This window comes from Erwinia phyllosphaerae, assembly GCF_019132875.1.
In the GTDB taxonomy this organism is placed as follows: domain Bacteria; phylum Pseudomonadota; class Gammaproteobacteria; order Enterobacterales; family Enterobacteriaceae; genus Erwinia; species Erwinia phyllosphaerae.
This window is the reverse complement of record NZ_JAHSPF010000013.1, coordinates 1-18,828: the sequence shown is the minus strand read 5'-3', so window position 1 is coordinate 18,828 and position 18,828 is coordinate 1. Positions and strand designations below refer to the sequence as shown.

Annotated in this window: 15 protein-coding genes and 1 riboswitch; of the genes, 10 read left to right on the top strand and 5 right to left on the bottom strand. The window is 54.9% G+C overall.

All coding sequences use genetic code 11. The annotated features are described in order from the left end of the window. The first annotated feature begins 95 nt into the window (after positions 1–95). Positions 96–1,001 (top strand): methylenetetrahydrofolate reductase, encoded by a 906-nt coding sequence (metF, locus tag KUE00_RS18980; RefSeq protein ID WP_246761554.1) that lies wholly within the window; start codon positions 96–98, stop codon positions 999–1,001. 84 nt (positions 1,002–1,085) lie between these two features. Here the strand turns inward: metF and ppc are convergent, their stop codons facing one another. Together ppc and argE are read right to left on the bottom strand one after the other, a co-directional pair. Continuing rightward, complete coding sequence (gene ppc, locus KUE00_RS18975) at positions 1,086–3,737, bottom strand: phosphoenolpyruvate carboxylase (RefSeq protein WP_246761553.1); 2,652 nt, start codon at positions 3,735–3,737, stop codon at positions 1,086–1,088. Between the two features lie 247 nt (positions 3,738–3,984). Beyond that, positions 3,985–5,136 carry an acetylornithine deacetylase gene (gene argE, locus KUE00_RS18970; RefSeq protein ID WP_246761552.1) on the bottom strand — a complete coding sequence of 384 codons (1,152 nt, stop codon included), beginning with the start codon at positions 5,134–5,136 and terminating at the stop codon, positions 3,985–3,987. Between the two features lie 170 nt (positions 5,137–5,306). Here argE and argC point away from each other — a divergent pair, with 170 nt between their 5' ends. From argC to argH, 4 genes are all read left to right on the top strand, one after another. Next, positions 5,307–6,311: an N-acetyl-gamma-glutamyl-phosphate reductase gene (gene argC / locus KUE00_RS18965; RefSeq protein WP_246761551.1), complete on the top strand. Its 1,005-nt coding sequence runs from the start codon at positions 5,307–5,309 to the stop codon at positions 6,309–6,311. A gap of 15 nt (positions 6,312–6,326) precedes the next feature. Next, entirely contained in the window at positions 6,327–7,103 is a 777-nt protein-coding gene (argB, locus tag KUE00_RS18960; RefSeq protein WP_246761550.1) for an acetylglutamate kinase, read from the top strand. A 19-nt stretch (positions 7,104–7,122) separates the two neighbouring features. Continuing rightward, a complete protein-coding gene (locus KUE00_RS18955) occupies positions 7,123–8,343 on the top strand; it encodes an argininosuccinate synthase (RefSeq protein ID WP_246761549.1) in 1,221 nt (406 codons plus the stop codon). Positions 8,344–8,467: 124 nt separating this feature from the next. Next, on the top strand, positions 8,468–9,841 hold the full coding sequence (argH, locus tag KUE00_RS18950) for an argininosuccinate lyase (protein WP_246761548.1): 1,374 nt from the start codon (positions 8,468–8,470) through the stop codon (positions 9,839–9,841). Between the two features lie 95 nt (positions 9,842–9,936). Here the strand turns inward: argH and KUE00_RS18945 are convergent, their stop codons facing one another. After that, complete coding sequence (locus KUE00_RS18945; RefSeq protein WP_246761547.1) at positions 9,937–10,668, bottom strand: glutathione peroxidase; 732 nt, start codon at positions 10,666–10,668, stop codon at positions 9,937–9,939. A gap of 137 nt (positions 10,669–10,805) precedes the next feature. On the opposite strand from KUE00_RS18945, the gene oxyR reads away from it, so the two are divergent. Beyond that, complete coding sequence (gene oxyR / locus KUE00_RS18940; protein ID WP_246761546.1) at positions 10,806–11,723, top strand: DNA-binding transcriptional regulator OxyR; 918 nt, start codon at positions 10,806–10,808, stop codon at positions 11,721–11,723. Here oxyR and sthA read toward each other — a convergent pair. After that, positions 11,706–13,106, bottom strand: coding sequence for a Si-specific NAD(P)(+) transhydrogenase (sthA, locus tag KUE00_RS18935; protein ID WP_246761545.1), 1,401 nt, complete (start codon positions 13,104–13,106; stop codon positions 11,706–11,708). The two genes, oxyR and sthA, sit on opposite strands and share 18 nt — an antisense overlap. Before the next feature lie 192 nt (positions 13,107–13,298). Between sthA and fabR the strand changes: the two genes are divergently transcribed. Then, positions 13,299–13,940 (top strand): HTH-type transcriptional repressor FabR, encoded by a 642-nt coding sequence (gene fabR, locus KUE00_RS18930; protein ID WP_246761544.1) that lies wholly within the window; start codon positions 13,299–13,301, stop codon positions 13,938–13,940. A gap of 9 nt (positions 13,941–13,949) precedes the next feature. Beyond that, positions 13,950–14,312, top strand: a complete 363-nt coding sequence (locus KUE00_RS18925; RefSeq protein ID WP_246761543.1) for a YijD family membrane protein — start codon at positions 13,950–13,952, stop codon at positions 14,310–14,312. 109 nt (positions 14,313–14,421) lie between these two features. Here the strand turns inward: KUE00_RS18925 and trmA are convergent, their stop codons facing one another. After that, positions 14,422–15,522 carry a tRNA (uridine(54)-C5)-methyltransferase TrmA gene (gene trmA, locus KUE00_RS18920; protein ID WP_246761542.1) on the bottom strand — a complete coding sequence of 367 codons (1,101 nt, stop codon included), beginning with the start codon at positions 15,520–15,522 and terminating at the stop codon, positions 14,422–14,424. A 123-nt stretch (positions 15,523–15,645) separates the two neighbouring features. Next, positions 15,646–15,821: riboswitch (cobalamin riboswitch) on the top strand. A 65-nt stretch (positions 15,822–15,886) separates the two neighbouring features. On the opposite strand from trmA, the gene btuB reads away from it, so the two are divergent. Together btuB and murI are read left to right on the top strand one after the other, a co-directional pair. Then, complete coding sequence (btuB, locus tag KUE00_RS18915) at positions 15,887–17,752, top strand: TonB-dependent vitamin B12 receptor BtuB (RefSeq protein WP_281434679.1); 1,866 nt, start codon at positions 15,887–15,889, stop codon at positions 17,750–17,752. Next, positions 17,697–18,548: a glutamate racemase gene (gene murI / locus KUE00_RS18910; RefSeq protein ID WP_246761541.1), complete on the top strand. Its 852-nt coding sequence runs from the start codon at positions 17,697–17,699 to the stop codon at positions 18,546–18,548. Before btuB ends, murI begins: the two co-directional genes overlap by 56 nt. Positions 18,549–18,828: the final 280 nt, after the last annotated feature.

Genomic DNA, 18,828 nt, shown 5'->3' with positions numbered 1-18,828 from the left:
GAAATTTGTGCAATCGTTCATTTTGAATGTCTGGACGTCTAAACGTATGGATGTTCAAGGCGGGCAGTTTCTTTCTGCGATCGATGAGGTAAGCCATGAGTTTTTTCCACGCCAACCAGCGCGAAGCGCTCAATCAAAGTCTGGCCGAGCTGAACGGGCAAATTAACGTATCTTTTGAGTTTTTTCCGCCACGTACCAGCGAAATGGAACAAACGCTATGGAACTCTATCGATCGTCTTAGCAGCCTGAAACCTAAATTCGTTTCGGTTACCTACGGCGCTAACTCCGGCGAGCGCGACCGCACGCACAGCATCATTAAAGGCATTAAAGATCGCACCGGACTGGAAGCAGCACCGCATTTAACCTGCGTGGACGCCACCCGCGCCGAGCTGCGTGCTATTGCGCAGGATTACTGGAATAACGGCATTCGTCATATCGTGGCGCTGCGCGGCGACCTACCGCCAGGCGGCGGCAAACCGGAAATGTACGGTGCGGATCTGGTGGGCCTGCTGAAGGAAGTCGGCGACTTTGATATTTCCGTGGCCGCCTATCCGGAAGTGCATCCGGAAGCAAAAAGCGCTCAGTCAGATTTAATTAACCTGAAGCGAAAGGTGGATGCGGGCGCAAACCGAGCGATTACCCAGTTCTTTTTTGACGTAGAAAGCTATTTGCGCTTTCGCGACCGCTGCGTCGCGGCCGGTATCGATGTGGAAATCGTACCGGGCATTTTGCCGGTATCCAACTTTAAGCAGCTTCAGCGCTTCGCCGCCATGACTAACGTCCGCGTGCCGGGCTGGATGACCAGCATGTTTGCCGGGCTGGATAACGATCCGGAAACCCGCAAAATGGTGGGCGCCAATGTAGCGATGGATATGGTGAAAATCCTGAGTCGTGAAGGCGTCAAAGATTTCCACTTCTATACGCTGAACCGTGCGGAAATGAGTTACGCCATTTGCCATACGCTGGGCGTCCGTCCCGCCGTGGCCGTCTCCGCTGCCTGATAAGGTAAAGCGCCCATAAAATCAGCAAGGCGCTCATATCTGCCAGATATGAGCGCCTTTCGCTATGGCTTCGTGCCTGAATCCTTAGCCCGTATTGCGCATACCGGCCGCCACGCCCGCTATCGTTACCATCAGCGCCTGCTCAACTCGCGCATCCGGTTCTTCGCCGCTGGCTTCCTGTAAGCGGGAACGATGCAGCAGTTCCGCCTGCAACACGTTCAGCGGATCGGTATACACGTTACGTAACGCAATAGATTCGGCAATCCATGGCAGATCCGCCATCAGGTGCGCGTCGTTGGCGATAGTCAGCACCGCTTTAATATCGGAATCCAGCTGCTCGCGCAGCTGCTTGCCCAGCGTCCACAGCGAACGGTCTACCAGACGCTGATCGTAATATTCCGCCAGCCACAGGTCAGCTTTGGCAAAGACCATCTCCAGCATGCCCAGACGCGTAGAAAAGAAGGGCCAGTTATGGCACATCGCCTCCAGCTGATCCTGATGGCCTGCCTGCATCGCTTTTTGCAGCGCCGCGCCCGCGCCCAGCCAGGCGGGCAGCATCAGACGGTTTTGCGTCCAGGCGAAAATCCACGGAATGGCGCGCAGCGATTCTACGCCGCCGCTTGCGCGACGCTTGGCCGGACGCGAACCCAGCGGCAGTTTGCCCAGTTCCTGCTCCGGCGTGGCCGAGCGGAAGTAGGGCACAAAATCTTTGTTTTCACGCACGTAGCCGCGATACATCTCGCAGGAGTCAGCAGAAAGCTGGTCCATGATGCCGCACCAGGCTTTTTCCGGCTCCGGCGGCGGCAGCAGGTTTGCTTCAAGGATAGCGCTGGTATAAAGCGTCAGGCTGCTGATGGTCACTTCCGGCAGGCCATATTTAAAGCGGATCATCTCTCCCTGTTCCGTCACGCGCAGTCCGCCTTTCAGGCTACCCGGCGGTTGGGAAAGCAGGGCCGCATGTGCCGGTGCGCCGCCGCGACCAATGGTGCCGCCGCGTCCATGAAACAGCGTCAGCGCGATGCCCGCTTTTTCGCAGGTTTTAATCAGCGCGTCCTGCGCCTGATACTGTGCCCAACTGGCCGCCATCACGCCCGCATCTTTTGCCGAGTCGGAATAGCCAATCATTACCATCTGCTTGCCCTGAATAAAGCCGCGATACCAGCCGATATCCAGCAGCTGCTGCATCACGTCGTTAGCATTATTCAGATCGTCCAGGGTTTCAAACAGCGGTGCCACCGGCATAGCAAAAGGGATACCTGCTTCTTTTAACAGCAGATGGACGGCCAGCACGTCCGAAGGCGTTTTCGCCATCGAAATGACGTAGGCGGCGATAGACCCCTGCGGCGCTTCTGCCGCCACGCGACAGGTATCCAGCACTTCCTGCGTGTCGGCGCTCGGCTCCCACTGACGCGGCAGTAAAGGCCTTTTAGAAGTCAGCTCGCTAATCAGAAATGCCTGCTTATCGGCTTCTGACCAGCTGGCATAGTCGCCCAGGCCCAGATAACGGGTCACTTCTGCAATCGCATCGGTGTGGCGCGTGCTTTCCTGACGCAGATCGATGCGCACCAGCGGCACGCCAAAACACTTCACGCGGCGCAATGTATCCAGCAGCTGGCCGTTAGCGATTATGCCCATGCCGCAGGCCTGTAGGGACTGATAGCAGGCGTAAAGCGGATCCCACAGCTGATCGTTGGAAATCAGCAGATTATCCGGACGCGCGGGGCGTTCGCCTTTCAGACGACGCTCAAGGTAAGCCTGGGTCGCCAGCAGCTGGGCACGCAGGTTTTTCATAATTTCACGGTACGGTTCCAGCGCGTCGGGATTGCCGCACAGCTCGCGAACTTCTGGCGTACACTCCGACATCGACAGCTCGGAAACCAGCACGGCGATATCACGTAAGAACAGGTCGGTCGCTTTCCAGCGGCTCAGTTGCAGCACGTGACGGGTAATTTTCGCCGTCACGTTCGGGTTGCCGTCACGGTCTCCACCCATCCAGGAAGTAAAGCGGACAGGCACATAATCCACCGGCAGCTTCACGCCAAATGAGGCTTCCACCTGTTCGTACAGTTCGCGCAGAAAGGCCGGCACGCCTTCCCACAGGCTATTTTCAACCACCGCAAAGCCCCATTTAGCCTCGTCGACGGGCGTAGGGCGATATTTACGGATCTCATCGGTATGCCAGGCCTGCGCGACCAGCTGACGCAGACGGCGCATGATCTGCGATCGGTCATAATCAGGAAGATCGTGGTGATCCAATTGCTTAAGGCAGCTATTTACTTCGATCAGCTTGTGGATCAGCGTGCGGCGAGTGATCTCTGTCGGGTGAGCGGTCAGCACCAGCTCCAGCGAAAGCGACTCAACGGCCTCGCGGATCTTCGCTTCCGTCAGGTTTGGCTGCTGCTTTAAGCGCTCGAAGGTTTTGGCCAGCAGCTCCTGATGATTAGCGCCTTCGCCTTTAGGGGAAATAGTGTGGTATTGCTCGGCGACGTTGGTCAGGTTGAGGAACTGGCTGAAGGCGCGCGCAACGGGCAGGAGTTCGTCATTAGAAAGATTTTGGAGCGTAGAGAGCAGCTCCTGACGGTGGGCGTCGTTTCCCGCGCGGGAGGACTTGGAGAGCTTACGGATGGTTTCCACCCGGTCCAGGATGTTTTCACCCAGCGCATCCTTAATCGTATCCCCGAGCAGTTTGCCGAGCATACTGACATTACTTCGCATTGCGGAATATTGTTCGTTCATAAGACCCCTGACCGTTGTTTTTATCACTCTCTACCGTCGCCGGTATAACATTGCCTTTTATCTAGCCACGTTCCCTGCCATCCGTCAATTGACTTAAACACGCGCAAAGCTGGCGCTAACTTGCGGGAATTTATGAAATTTAACAAAGGAGAAGCGCGATAAGTAATTCTTATCGCCTGAAGTAACGGAAAACGTCGGCAAAGCCGGAAAAAACATTATCTTTCCGGCCTGATAAGACAAATAGCGCTTAATGGTGGCAAAAATGTTGCACGACTTGCGTAATCAGCTCGCGGGTTGGCTTGATAAAAGCGGTGTCGAGATATTCATCCGGCTGGTGCGCCTGGTTGATCGATCCCGGTCCCAATACCAGCGTTGGGCATAATTCCTGAATAAAAGGCGCTTCGGTGCAGTAGTTTACGATGGAGGTTTCCGTGCCTAACAATTTCTCCACCACTTTGACCAGCTTGTGATCGGCCGGGCACTCGTAACCGGGAATCGGCGGGTGCAGCTGGCTAACCGTCACGCGGCCAGGCCAGCGTTCGCTAACCGGCGTCAGCGATTCGTTGATCAATCCTTCCAGCTCGTTCAGCGTTAAACCCGGCAGAGGACGAAGGTCGATATGCAGCTCGCAGCAGGCGCAGATACGGTTAGCCGCATCGCCGCCGTTGATGTGGCCAAAATTCATGGTGGGATAAGGGATCGCAAAACCATCATGGTGATAGCGTGACTTCAGCGTGTTACGTAATTCCATCAGCTGGGTGATCGATTCGTGCATCAGTTCAATCGCGTTGACGCCGCGTGAGGGATCGCTGGAATGGCCGGACTGGCCCTCAATGCGGATAGCGTTCGACATATGGCCTTTATGCGCGCGCACCGGCTGGAGCGACGTAGGCTCGCCGATAATTGCGCAGTCGGGACGTATGGTGGCGTTTTCGGAAAAGTATTGCGCGCCCGCCATCGTGGTTTCTTCATCGGCGGTGGCCAGGACGTAGAGCGGTTTTTTCAGCTTCGTCACGTCAACATCACGCAGCGCGTCCAGAATAAAGGCGAAAAAGCCTTTCATATCGGCGGTGCCCAGGCCGTACAGCTTGTTGTCATGCTCGGTCAGGGTAAAGGGATCGCGCGTCCAGCGGCCATCGTCGAAAGGAACGGTGTCGCTGTGTCCGGCCAGCAGCAGGCCGCCAGCACCGTTGCCGGTGCGGGCCAGCATATTAAATTTGTGGCGCGTGCCGGGAACCGGCTGAACTTCAACCTCAAAGCCAAGGTCGCGAAACCAGCCTGCCAGCAAACTGATTAAAGCTTCATTACTCTGATCCATTGCGCTGTCGGTGGCGCTGATGGACGGCGTGGCAATCAACTCACGGTAAAGCTCAATAAAAGGCGGTAATTTTGTCTTCACTGTTGACAGTCCTTGCGTTAGGATAGTATCAATATTCATGCACTAATAGTGAATAAAAATACATTAATGGCGTGGGGATGGAAACCAAATTTCCTGCATATCCGGCGCTAATCGCGTGGGCAGACGGCATTAGCCGCCACCCAAAACCCGAGACCGTTATAAGGTGTCCGATGTTAAATACGCTGATTGTTGGTGCCAGTGGCTATGCTGGCGTAGAGCTTGCGACCTACCTGAATCGTCATCCTCAGGTGAACATAACCGCTTTAGCGGTCTCAGCGCAAAGCCCTGACGCAGGAAAATTGCTTTCCGACCTGCATCCGCAGCTGAAAGGCATTGTCGATATGCCGCTGCAGCCGCTAGCCAGCGCGGCGGAATTTGCGGATAAGGTCGACGTCGTGTTTTTGGCTACCGCGCACGAAGTCAGCCACGATCTGGCACCGGAGTTCCTGGCGGCAGGCTGCGTGGTATTTGACCTGTCCGCAGCCTTTCGCGTTAATGAAGAGAGCTTCTTTACCGACTATTACGGCTTCCCGCATCAGCATAAAGCCTGGCTGGATAAAGCCGTTTATGGCCTGGCCGAGTGGCAGCAAAGCAAGCTAAAAGAAGCGCAGCTGATTGCCGTGCCGGGCTGTTACCCGACCGCTGCCCAGCTGGCTTTAAAGCCTTTGATTGCAGCGAATCTGCTTAACGAAGCGCAGTGGCCGGTAATTAACGCCACGAGCGGCGTCAGCGGCGCGGGACGCAAAGCCTCCGTCGCCACCAGTTTTTGCGAAGTTAGCCTGCAACCTTATGGCATTTTTACGCATCGTCATCAGCCGGAAATTGCCGCGCATCTCGGTATCCCGGTCATTTTCACGCCGCATCTGGGTAATTTCCCACGCGGTATCCTGGCGACCACGACCTGTCGTTTGCAGGCGGGCGTAACGCGTGAAGACGTGGCGGAAGCCTTCCATAACGCCTATCAAGATAAACCGCTGGTGCGCGTCTATGATAAAGGCGTGCCGTCAATCAAAGGCGTGGTTGGACTGCCGTTCTGCGACATCGGTTTTGCCGTACAGGGTGAGCACGCGATTATCGTCTCGGCAGAAGACAATCTGCTGAAGGGCGCTTCGTCGCAGGCCGTGCAGTGTATGAATATTCGTTTCGGTTTCCCGGAAACGCAGTCGCTTATTTAATCAGTGAGAAAGCCAATGACCAATCCTTTAATTATTAAACTCGGCGGCGTGTTGCTGGACAGCGAAGAAGCGCTGGCGCGCCTGTTTGACGCGCTGGTGGCATACCGCGAGACGCATCAGCGGCCTCTGCTGATCGTTCACGGCGGCGGCTGCCTGGTAGACGAGCTGATGAGCAAGCTCGCGCTGCCGGTGAAAAAGAAAAACGGCCTGCGCGTAACGCCTGCCGATCAGATCGACATCATTACCGGCGCGCTGGCGGGAACGGCTAATAAAACGCTGCTGGCCTGGTCAAAGAAACACGGCATTGATGCGGTCGGCCTGTGCCTGGGCGACGGTGGCAGCGTCAACGTGGCGGCTTTTGATGAAGAGCTGGGGCACGTTGGCCAGGCGACGCCGGGCAATCCAAAACTGATTAATACATTGCTGGAAGCTGGCTGGCTGCCGGTTATCAGCTCTATCGGCATTACCGAAGACGGCAAGCTGATGAATGTTAACGCCGATCAGGCCGCGACCGCCTTAGCCGCTACGCTGGGTGCCGATCTGGTGCTGCTTTCCGACGTCAGCGGCATTCTGGACGGCAAAGGCCAGCGGATTGCCGAAATGACCACGGCGCTGGCGGAACAGCTGATTGCGCAGGGCATTATTACCGATGGCATGATCGTCAAAGTTAACGCCGCGCTGGACGCCGCCCGCACGCTGGGTCGTCCGGTCGATATTGCCAGCTGGCGTCATGCCGAGCAGCTGCCAACCCTTTTTAACGGCGTGTCGATTGGCACCCGGATCCTCGCTTAACCGGTTCAAGGAAAAGACAATGCAAGATAAAAGCATCAAGAAAATCGTTCTGGCTTACTCAGGTGGTCTGGATACCTCCGCGATTATTCCGTGGCTGAAAGAGAACTATGGCGGCTGTGAAGTGGTTGCCTTTGTCGCGGATATCGGCCAGGAGCGTGGCGATCTGGAAGGCGTAGAGCAGAAAGCTTTGCAGTCCGGTGCCTCTGAATGCCACGTTGTCGATCTGCGTGAAGAGTTCATCAGCGACTACGTTTATCCCGTGCTGCAAACTGGCGCGCTGTACGAAGGAACTTACCTGCTGGGCACCTCTATGGCTCGTCCAATCATCGCCAAAGCGCAGGTTGAGCTGGCGCTGAAAGTCGGCGCGGACGCGCTGTGCCACGGCGCGACCGGCAAAGGTAACGACCAGGTACGTTTTGAAACCACCTATACCGCACTGGCTCCGCAGCTGAAAGTTGTCGCGCCGTGGCGTGAGTGGAACCTGCGTTCACGTGAAGCGCTGCTGGACTACCTGAAAGAGCGCAATATTCCGACTACCGCGTCGCTGGAAAAAATCTACAGCCGTGATGAAAACGCATGGCATATCTCCACCGAAGGCGGCGTGCTGGAAAGCCCGTGGAACGCGCCAAACAAAGATTGCTGGGTCTGGACTGTCGATCCGCTGGAAGCGCCGGATCGGCCTGAACAGGTTACCGTAAGCGTCGAAAAAGGCCGCGTGGTTGCCGTAAACGGCGAAGCGTTAAGCCCGTACGGCTGCCTGGAAAAACTGAATACGCTTGGCGCGAAGCATGGCGTAGGCCGTATTGATATCGTGGAAAACCGTCTGGTGGGCATCAAGTCTCGCGGCTGCTATGAAACGCCTGGCGGCACCATTATGGTTAACGCGCTGCGTGCGGTTGAACAGCTGGTGCTGGATCGGGATAGCTTCAAATGGCGTGAGCAGCTGGGCCATGAGATGTCTTACGTCGTGTATGACGGCCGCTGGTTCGCGCCGCTGCGTAAATCTATCCAGGCCGCAGCGGAATCGCTGGCGGAAGAAGTGAACGGTGAAGTGGTTCTGCAGCTGTACAAAGGCCAGGTTACCGCGATCCAGAAGAAATCGGCTAACAGCCTCTATTCTGAAGAGTTCGCGACCTTCGGCGAAGACGAAGTTTACGACCACAGCCACGCGGGCGGCTTTATCCGTCTGTTCTCGCTCTCTTCACGCATCCGTGCGCTGAACGAGAAAAAGCAGAAGTAACGGCGATATTCAGGGCGTCACGGAAGATACCCGCCGGGTCACAGGCTAAAGGATTGGTTGTTTGCCCGGCGCTATAGCGGACTCGTTCCGCCTTATCATTCAACGAATTTAATGGAGCACTGACATGGCACTTTGGGGTGGACGGTTTACTCAGGCAGCAGATCAACGTTTCAAACAGTTTAATGACTCGCTGCGCTTCGACTATCGTCTGGCAGAGCAGGACATTATCGGGTCCGTCGCCTGGTCCAAAGCGCTGGTAACGGTCAATGTTCTGACCGCGGACGAGCAGCAGCAGCTTGAGAGCGCGCTGAACGTTTTGCTGGAAGAAGTGCGTGCTAATCCCCAGCAGATTTTAGAAAGCGATGCGGAAGACATTCACAGCTATGTTGAAGGTCGCCTGATTGAAAAAGTCGGCGCGCTCGGCAAAAAGCTGCATACCGGACGCAGCCGTAATGACCAGGTCGCAACCGACCTGAAGCTATGGTGTAAAGCGCAGATTAGCGAGCTGCTGACGGCTACGCAGCAGCTGCAACAGGCGCTGGTCACTACCGCCGAAGCGAATAAAGATGCAGTCATGCCAGGCTATACCCATTTGCAGCGCGCGCAGCCGGTAACCTTTGCACACTGGTGCCTGGCCTATGTTGAGATGCTGGCGCGCGACGAAAGCCGCCTGCAGGATACGCTAAAGCGTCTGGACGTCAGCCCGCTTGGCTGCGGCGCGCTGGCCGGTACGGCGTACGAAATCGATCGTGAACAGCTGGCTGGCTGGTTGGGCTTCGCTTCTGCCACGCGCAATAGCCTGGATACCGTTTCTGACCGCGATCACGTGCTGGAGCTGCTTTCCGATGCGTCCATCGGCATGGTGCATCTTTCCCGTTTCGCAGAAGATCTGATTTTCTTCAATACGGGCGAAGCCGGTTTTGTTGAGCTTTCCGATCGCGTGACTTCCGGTTCTTCCCTGATGCCGCAGAAAAAGAACCCGGATGCGCTGGAGCTGATCCGCGGCAAGTGTGGTCGCGTACAGGGCGCGCTGACCGGCATGATGATGACGCTGAAAGGCCTGCCGCTGGCTTACAATAAAGATATGCAGGAAGACAAAGAAGGGCTGTTCGACGCGCTGGATACCTGGTCCGACTGCCTGCACATGGCCGCGCTGGTACTGGATGGGATTCAGGTGAAACGTCCGCGCTGTCAGGAAGCCGCAGAGCAGGGTTATGCGAATGCGACCGAGCTGGCCGACTATCTGGTTGCCAAAGGCTTACCGTTCCGTGAAGCGCACCATATTGTTGGTGAAGTAGTGGTAGCGGCTATCGGCAAAGGCGTGGCGTTGGAAGCGCTGCCGCTGGAAGAGCTGCAAAAATATAGCGAAACGATTGGCGAAGATGTTTATCCGCTGCTGTCGCTGCAATCCTGCCTGGATAAGCGTAACGCGAAAGGCGGCGTGTCGCCTCATCAGGTTTCGCTGGCGATTACCGACGCGAAAAACCGTCTGGCGTAGAAATAAAAAAGGCGGGCATCAGGCCCGCCAAAGAGTTTCGACTTTATTATTGGTTTTAAGCACATAAGAGGGCGAGCGATCGCCTTCTCGATTTTTTAAGCTAAAAAGAACTGCTCTAAGTCGTCGCTGCCGCCAATATGGCGTCCGCCGATAAAGACCTGCGGGACGGTGGCACGACCGGTTACAGCACGCAGGCTGACGGTAGTCGCATCCTGGCCCAGCACGATCTCTTCATACTGAATACCGCGATCCAGCAGCATCTGCTTGGCTTTGGCGCAGAACGGACAGCCTGGCTTGGTAAACAGCGAGACGGATTCCTGCACTTTAAATTCCGGAGCCAGGTAGCGCAGCATGGTATCAGCGTCGGAGACTTCAAACGGGTCGCCCGGCTTGTTTGGCTCAACAAACATTTTTTCTACCACGCCGTTACGAACCAGCATGGAGTAACGCCATGAGCGAGGCCCGAAACCAAGGTCCGCTTTCTCAACCAGCATGTCCATACCGCGAGTAAAGTCGCCGTTGCCATCCGGAATAAAAGTAATGTTGTTAGCGTGCTGATCGGCTTTCCAAGCGTTCATGACGAAAGTGTCGTTAACCGATACGCAAAGAATGTTATCCACGCCGTGTTTTTTGAAAACGTCAGACAGCTCGTTATAGCGCGGCAGATGGCTTGACGAGCAGGTCGGCGTAAACGCGCCTGGCAAAGAGAAGACGATAACGGTTTTGTCTTTGAACAGCTCATCAGTCGTGACGTCTACCCAGCTGTCGCCCTGACGCGTGTGAAAAGTGACCTGTGGGACTGACTTACCTTCCTGACTTGCAAACATAAACTACCTCTTGATTAGGGGTAAAAAGTGATTCATCTCTCGAACGGGTGACATTATTAACATCTGCGCTTGATAGGGCTAATCGTTGATTGCTATTCTATCTATCGCCACGAACTATCGTGGTTCGGAGGAAATGAATGAATATTCGCGATCTTGAGTATCTGGTAGCTCTGGCTGAACACCGCCATTTTCGACGTGCAGCCGATTCCTGCCACGTCAGTCAACCCACGCTCAGCGGACAGATCCGCAAGCTGGAAGATGAACTGGGCGTTATGCTGCTGGAACGTACCAGCCGTAAAGTGCTTTTTACTCAGGCCGGACTGCTGCTGGTGGACCAGGCGCGCACCGTGCTGCGCGAGGTCAAGGTACTGAAAGAGATGGCCAGCCAGCAGGGCGAGGCGATGTCCGGGCCGTTGCATATTGGGCTAATCCCCACGGTTGGGCCTTATCTGCTGCCGCAAATTATTCCAACGCTGCATCAAACTTTCCCCAAGCTGGAAATGTATCTGCATGAAGCGCAAACGCAGCAGCTGCTGGCGCAGCTGGACAGCGGCAAGCTCGACTGCGCTATTCTGGCGCTGGTGAAAGAGTCCGAAGCGTTTATTGAAGTCCCGCTGTTTGATGAGCCGATGAAGCTGGCGATCTATCAGGATCATCCGTGGCACGAGCGCGATCGCGTGCCGATGTCCGATCTGGCCGGTGAGAAACTGCTGATGCTGGAAGATGGCCACTGCCTGCGCGACCAGGCGATGGGCTTTTGCTTTCAGGCGGGTGCGGATGAAGATACCCATTTTCGCGCTACCAGTCTGGAGACGCTGCGCAATATGGTCGCGGCGGGCAGCGGCATTACCCTACTGCCTGCGCTGGCGGTGCCAAAAGAGCGCGTGCGCGACGGCGTTTGCTATCTGCCGTGCTACAAACCGGAACCGCAGCGCACTATCGCGCTGGTTTACCGGCCCGGATCGCCGCTGCGCGGCCGCTATGAGCAGCTGGCAGAGGCAATCCGCACCCATATGCAGGGTTACATGCACAGCACGCTAAAACAGGCGGTTTAATCCGTTCAGCGCCGCTACACGGTAGGCTTCAGCCATTGTTGGATAGTTAAAGGTGGTATTCACGAAATACTCAATCGTGTTGCCGCCGTTTTTCTGTTCCATAATGGCCTGGCCGATGTGGATAATCTCGGCGGCGCGCTCGCCAAAGCAATGAATACCCAAAATCTCTTTAGTGTCGCGATGAAACAGGATTTTCAGGCTGCCGACATTCATGCCGACAATCTGCGCACGTGCCAGATGCTTAAACTGCGCGCGGCCCACTTCATAAGGCACTTTCATTGCCGTCAGCTGCTGTTCCGTTTTGCCCACTGAACTGATTTCCGGAATGGTATAGATACCGGTCGGGATATCTTCGATCAGATGCGCGTTCGCTTCGCCTTTAATCAGCGCCTGGGCAGCAATACGCCCCTGATCGTAAGCGGCGGAAGCGAGGCTTGGATAGCCAATGACGTCACCCACGGCATAAATATGCGGCTGCGCGGTCTGATACATGCTGTTGACCTTCAGCAGGCCACGGCCATCCGCTTCCAGCCCCACGTTTTCAAGGCCCAAATCGTCCGTGTTCCCCGTACGTCCGTTGGCGTAAAGCAGACAGTCTGCTTTTACCTTTTTACCGGATTTAAGGTGCATGATGACGCCGTCGCTCACGCCTTCAATCTTCTCAAACTCTTCGTTGTGGCGAATCACCACGCCGCTGTTCCAGAAGTGATAAGAAAGCGAATCAGAGATTTCCTGATCCAGAAACGCCAGCAGATGATCGCGCGTGTTGATCAAGTCAACTTTTACGTTCAGTCCACGGAAGATAGAAGCATATTCGCAGCCGATAACGCCCGCGCCATAAATAATGACGTGGCCAGGCTCGTGGTGCAGGTCAAGAATAGAGTCGCTGTCATAGATGCGTGGATGCGTAAAATCGACGTCGGCCGGGTGATAGGGCCGGGAACCGCAGGCGATCACAAATTTTTCGGCGGTCAGCCGATCGACAGTGCCGTCGTGCGTGGTGACTTCAATGGTATTCGCATCAACAAAGCGCGCGTCGCCCTGAAACAGTTCGCAACGGTTACGCTCATAAAAGCCCTGACGCATCCGTGTTTGCTGACTGATGACGTTTTCCGTGTGGTTAAGGATGTCGGCAAAAGAGGAACGCAGCAGGCGAGTATGATCGCTATAAAGTGGATTCTGGTTAAATTCGATAATACGGCTGACGGCGTGACGCAGCGCTTTAGAGGGAATGGTTCCCCAGTGGGTACAACCGCCACCGATATTGTGATAGCGCTCAATGACCGCAATGCGCGCGCCCTGTTTTACCAGCCCCATTGCCGCGCCTTCGCCGCCGGGGCCGGAGCCAATTACAATGGCGTCATAATCATAAGACTGTTGCATACCAATACGTCCTATTTTTTTATACAAATTTTCAACTTTATTCTAACATCTTGTGAGCGGCTTCCCAATTTTAACTGCCTTATTTGCCATTAATTGACAAAGTAAAAGGGTAACAGGCATTCACAAACTTGATGCCTCTGTACGCTGAAAGTTTGATATAGTGCAAATCTGGCAGGTAAAACAGGCACAAACATGGGCGTCAGAGCGCAGCAAAAAGAACGGACACGACGTTCGCTGATTGAAGCGGCATTTAGTCAACTGAGTGCCGAGCGGAGTTTTGCCAGCCTGAGCCTGCGGGAAGTTGCCCGTGAAGCGGGAATCGCGCCAACCTCTTTTTATCGCCATTTTCGTGACGTAGACGAGCTTGGGCTGACCATGGTAGACGAAAGCGGTTTGATGCTGCGTCAGCTGATGCGTCAGGCACGCCAGCGTATCGCCAAAGGCGGCAGCGTTATTCGCACCTCGGTCTCCACTTTTATGGAGTTCATCGGCAATAATCCCAACGCTTTTCGTTTACTGCTGCGCGAACGCTCCGGCACTTCTGCTGCTTTTCGTGCCGCCGTTGCCCGTGAGATCCAGCATTTTATCGCCGAACTGGCGGACTACCTTGAAATTGAAAATCGCATGCCGCGCAGCTTTACCGAAGCGCAGGCGGAGGCGATGGTGATTATCGTTTTTAACGCCGGGGCGGAAGCGCTGGATATTGACGTCGCTCAGCGCCGCCAGCTGGAAGAGAGGCTGGTGCTACAGCTGCGGATGATTTCTAAGGGCGCTTACTACTGGTATCGACGTGAGCAGGAGAAGCTGGCGGTGACGCCGGATCTCCATGATTAGGAGAAAAACATGAGTTTAGCGACCGGCCGTGATAAAGGAACGCTCTTGCTGTCATTCCTTACCGGCTTATCGATCAACGGATCGTTTTCGGTGCTGTTCAGTTCCATTGTGCCTTTTTCCGTTTTCCCTCTTATAGCACTGGGCCTTTCCGCCTGGTGCCTGCATCAGCGCTATCTTAACCGCGCGATGCCGGACGGCATGCCGTCTGTTGCTGCGGCTTTCTTTCTGCTCGGCATTCTGCTCTACAGCACTATCGTTCGTGCAGAATATCCCGATATCGGTTCCAACTTTATCCAGACCATCCTGATGGTGGCGCTGGTGTTCTGGATCGGATTAAAACTGCGCGTGCGTAAAGGCGGCCAGGATAATTAAAAAGAAAGCGAGGCCGAACGGCCTCGCTTTCTTTTACTTCGCACCGCGTTAGCAAAAAGCCTGTCCAGTTACTTAGTGCCGGGTAGCGGGACGTGCCGCATTCCGTTACTTAGCGCCGCGTTAGCAGAACGCCGCATTCCATATGGTGGGTATAGGGGAACTGGTCAAACAGCGCCAGCCGCTCAACGTCATGCGTGGCAGAAAGCGTAGCCAGGTTATCGCACAGCGTCTGCGGATTGCAGGAAATATAGAGAATGCGCGGATAAGCCTGCACCATCTTCACCGTTTCATCATCCAGTCCGCTGCGCGGCGGATCGACAAAAATCGTCTCGCATTCATAGCTGCTTAAATCAATGCCTTCCAGCCGGTTAAACTGGCGCGTGCCGTTCATGGCCTGGGTGAACTCTTCGGCCGCCATGCGGATAATCTGCACGTTTTCAATCTGGTTAGCAGCAATATTATACTGTGCGGAAGCGACGGAGGGTTTGGCGATTTCCGTTGCCAGAACGCGCCTGAAGTTACGCGCCAGCGCTAAAGAGAAATTACCGTTGCCGCAATAAAGTTCCAGCAGATCGCCGTTAGCGTTTTTAGTAACATCCAGCGCCCATTCCAGCATCTTAATGTTCATTGCAGCATTAGGCTGGGTGAAGCTGTTTTCTACCTGGCGATAGATAATCTCTTTGCCCGCCACCGGCAAACGCTCGTCCACGTAATCACGATCCAGGCAGATTTTGGTTTTGGTGGCGCGACCAATCAGATGCAGATCGAAACCTTCCGCGCGGAGTTCATCACGCAGCGCGCTGGCGGCCTGTTGCCATTCGTCCGTTAAGGCACGGTGGTAGAGCATGGACACCACAATCTGGCCGCTCATGGTCGACAGATAATCTATCTGGAACAGCTTATAGCGCAGCACGCGGTTATCGCGCAGCGCGTCAATCAGGCGAGGCATCAGCTTATTGATCAGCTCGCTGGCGGCCGGGAAGCTGTCAACGCGAATGCGCTGGCGCGTCTGCTGGTCAAAAATAATGTGGTAAAGGTCGTCGCCGTCGTGCCAGATCCGGAACTCAGCCCGCATGCGGTAGTGGCTGACTGGCGAACGGAACACTTCAACGTTCTGAGCGGTAAAGGGCACCATCAGCGTCTTCAGACGCGCAACTTTTTCTTCCAGTTGGGCATCGTATTGTTCGATCGGCAGCTGTTCGGGCGTCATGGTCTTTCCTGGGTTAAGGGACTTTAAAGCCCTGCGATTGTAGGCATCCACCGCGCAATGTCCAGCGTTGTCCGGTTCCATCTTCTTTTAGACGGGCTGACGTGTAGATTCCTGTAACGGATGAACATAAAATGCGATTCCGGCCTTTCAATAAGTTAAAAGGGAATCCAGTGTAAAGCTGGAGCTGACGCGCAGCGGTGTGGAATGTTTTCATGGGTGCCAGACACTGTCTTTCGATGGGAAGTCTTCACCAGTTCATGATTCCGAGCCCGAAGACCTGCCGGTATTACGTCGCAAACTGTACGAGCGCGCTCATTCTCGTACGCCTGCGGCATCCTGCATGTTTTTTTGGATGCGATTCATAATGATAACGAAACACAAACTGTTGGCTTTCAGCGCAACGGCGATTTCCCTCTGGGCGCAGAACGGCTTTGCTCAGGATGCAGAGAACACGCTGGTCACCACCGCAAACCGTTTTGCGCAGCCCGTTTCTTCCGTGCTGGCTCCTGTTACCGTCGTTACGCGGGAAGAGATCGATCGCTGGCAATCAAAAAGCTTAACTGACGTCATGCGTCGGCTACCGGGTGTCGATATCGCGCAGAACGGCGGGATGGGGCAAACCAGCTCGCTGTTTATTCGCGGCACCAATTCCAGTCATGTTCTGGTGCTGATTGACGGTATTCGTCTTAACCAGGCCGGTATTAGCGGTTCTTCCGATCTTAGCCAGATTCCGCTTTCCTTAGTGCAGCGAATTGAATACGTGCGCGGCGCGCGGTCTGCTGTTTACGGCTCGGACGCAATCGGCGGCGTAGTCAACATTATTACCGGTCGCGAAAAACCGGGAACAACGCTGACCGCGGGTACCGGTTCAAACGGCTATCAGAGCTATGACGGCTCTACGCAGCAAATGCTGGGTAAGGACACGCGCGTTACCCTGGCCGGCAACTATACCTATACCAAAGGATATGATGTGGTCGCGAACCTGCCGGATACGAGCGGCGATCCGGCGCAGAAAGATCGCGACGGCTTTATGAGTAAAAGTCTCTATGGCGCGATAGAGCATCAGTTCGATGATGAATTCAGTGGTTTCGTGCGTGGTTACGGTTACGACAACCGCACGGCTTATGACGGAACCTACAGCTACAATTCTGACTATAGCCAGATAACCGGTCTGCCCGATACTCGTCAGCTTTATAGTCAGACATGGGATACCGGCCTGCGCTTCAATCGCGACATCTACTCTACGCAACTGATCGCCAGCTATAGCCATACTAAAGACTATAACTACGACCCACGGCAGGGTCGATATGGCGAGGCTGCGACGGCAGACGATATAGAACAATATAATGTGCAGTGGGGTAACACGTTGCAGGTTGGGCGAGGAGCGCTAAGCGGCGGCGTTGACTGGCAAAGACAGTCTACCGAACCGGGCACGGCTTATCTGACGAACGGCTATGAGCAACACAATACCGGCCTCTACGCTACCGCACAGCAGCAGTTTGGCGAGGTCACGCTGGAAGGCGCGGTTCGCGGCGATGACAATAGCCAGTTCGGCTGGCACAACACCTGGCAGAGCGCGGCCTCCTGGGAATTCCTTTCCGGCTATCGTTTATTCGCCAGCTACGGCACAGCTTTCAAAGCGCCGCAGTATGGGCAGCTTTATAGCTCTTACGGTAATCCCAACCTCGATCCCGAAAAAAGTAAGCAGTGGGAAGGCGGTGTAGAAGGGCTTAGCGGGCCTGTTAGCTGGCATCTCTCTGGCTATCGCAACGACATTGACGATCTCATTGCCTATGCCAACAACAGCTATTACAACGTCAGTAAAGCGCGTATTAAAGGTGTAGAGGCGACGGCTTCGTTCGACACCGGCCCGGTTAGCCATACGGTTTCCTGGGACTATTTAGACCCGCGTGATGCCAACACCGACAAATTACTGGTGCGGCGAGCTAAACAGCAGGTGAAGTATCAGCTTGATTATACGCTGTATGATGTTGACTGGTCGCTAAGCTATCAGTATCTCGGCGAGCGCTACGATACCAATTACAACACCTATGAAACCGTCAAGCTTGGCGGCGTCAGCCTGTGGGATCTTGCAGTTTCGTATCCTGTCACATCCCAGCTGACCGTTCGTGGTAGAATTGCCAACCTGTTCGATAAAGATTACGAGACAGTGTATGGCTATCAAACTCCAGGACGAGAGTACTACCTCAGCGGAAGTTACACCTTCTAATCTGCGACCCACCGTGCTGGTCTTTGACTCCGGCGTCGGTGGGCTATCCGTTTATGATGAGATCCGGCAGCTGTTGCCGGATCTGCACTATATCTACGCTTTCGATAATGTCGCTTTTCCTTACGGAGAAAAGAGCGAAGAGTTTATCGTGGAGCGCGTGGTTGAAATCGTGACTGCCGTAACCCGAACTTATCCGCTGGCGCTGGTGGTTATTGCCTGTAACTCGGCCAGTACCGTGACGTTACCCGCCTTGCGCGAGCGTTTCGATTTTCCCGTAGTGGGCGTCGTTCCCGCCATTAAGCCTGCTGCGCGCCTGACGCGTAATGGTATTGTTGGCCTGCTGGCAACGCGTGGGACGGTAAAGCGTCCTTATACGCATGAGTTGGTAAAGCGTTTTGCCCGCGAGTGCAAAACGGAGATGTTGGGTTCTGCCGAGCTGGTAGAGCTGGCGGAGGCGAAGCTGCAAGGTAAAGATGTTCCGCTGGAAGAGATAAAGCGTATTCTGCAGCCATGGCTGCGGATGAAGGAGCCGCCCGATACCGTCGTGCTCGGCTGTACGCACTTCCCTTTATTAGCGGATGAATTGCAGCAGGTACTACCGGAAGGAACGCGGCTGATCGATTCGGGTGCGGCCATTGCACGTCGCACGGCCTGGCTATTAGAAAATGAGTCGCCCAAAATCGGTTCTGCAGAAAATAATCTGGCTCTGTGTCTGGCGATGACGGCCGAAGCCGTACAATTAATGCCCGTTTTACGGCGTTATGGCTTCGAAAAACTGGAAAAACTGGCGCTTTAGCCCATTTTTGCGTAAAAAATCGACGGTCAGAAAGTTTTTTGCAAATAGGGGTTGTCAGCCGCCGAGAACTCCCTATAATGCGCCTCCACTGACACGGAACAACGGCTTACGAGTCGCCGGGTTAGAAAGAGAAAAGTGAGAAATTCCTTGACTCTACAGCGGGAAAGCGTAACATCTGCACCCCGCGCCACACGAGATATGTGGCAACGCTCTTTAACAATTTATCAGACAATCTGTGTGGGCACTCGCAGGATTGATATCAGCGTCTCCGGACGCAAAA

Coding starts and splice junctions, on each gene's coding strand:
- sthA (WP_246761545.1), bottom strand. CDS start 13,106: ATGCAACAGTCTTATGATTATGACGCCATTGTAATTGGCTCCGGCCCC.
- trmA (WP_246761542.1), bottom strand. CDS start 15,522: ATGACGCCCGAACAGCTGCCGATCGAACAATACGATGCCCAACTGGAA.
- btuB (WP_281434679.1), top strand. CDS start 15,887: ATGATAACGAAACACAAACTGTTGGCTTTCAGCGCAACGGCGATTTCC.
- fabR (WP_246761544.1), top strand. CDS start 13,299: ATGGGCGTCAGAGCGCAGCAAAAAGAACGGACACGACGTTCGCTGATT.
- KUE00_RS18955 (WP_246761549.1), top strand. CDS start 7,123: ATGCAAGATAAAAGCATCAAGAAAATCGTTCTGGCTTACTCAGGTGGT.
- argC (WP_246761551.1), top strand. CDS start 5,307: ATGTTAAATACGCTGATTGTTGGTGCCAGTGGCTATGCTGGCGTAGAG.
- argB (WP_246761550.1), top strand. CDS start 6,327: ATGACCAATCCTTTAATTATTAAACTCGGCGGCGTGTTGCTGGACAGC.
- KUE00_RS18925 (WP_246761543.1), top strand. CDS start 13,950: ATGAGTTTAGCGACCGGCCGTGATAAAGGAACGCTCTTGCTGTCATTC.
- argH (WP_246761548.1), top strand. CDS start 8,468: ATGGCACTTTGGGGTGGACGGTTTACTCAGGCAGCAGATCAACGTTTC.
- KUE00_RS18945 (WP_246761547.1), bottom strand. CDS start 10,668: ATGTTTGCAAGTCAGGAAGGTAAGTCAGTCCCACAGGTCACTTTTCAC.
- metF (WP_246761554.1), top strand. CDS start 96: ATGAGTTTTTTCCACGCCAACCAGCGCGAAGCGCTCAATCAAAGTCTG.
- oxyR (WP_246761546.1), top strand. CDS start 10,806: ATGAATATTCGCGATCTTGAGTATCTGGTAGCTCTGGCTGAACACCGC.
- ppc (WP_246761553.1), bottom strand. CDS start 3,737: ATGAACGAACAATATTCCGCAATGCGAAGTAATGTCAGTATGCTCGGC.
- murI (WP_246761541.1), top strand. CDS start 17,697: ATGGCTATCAAACTCCAGGACGAGAGTACTACCTCAGCGGAAGTTACA.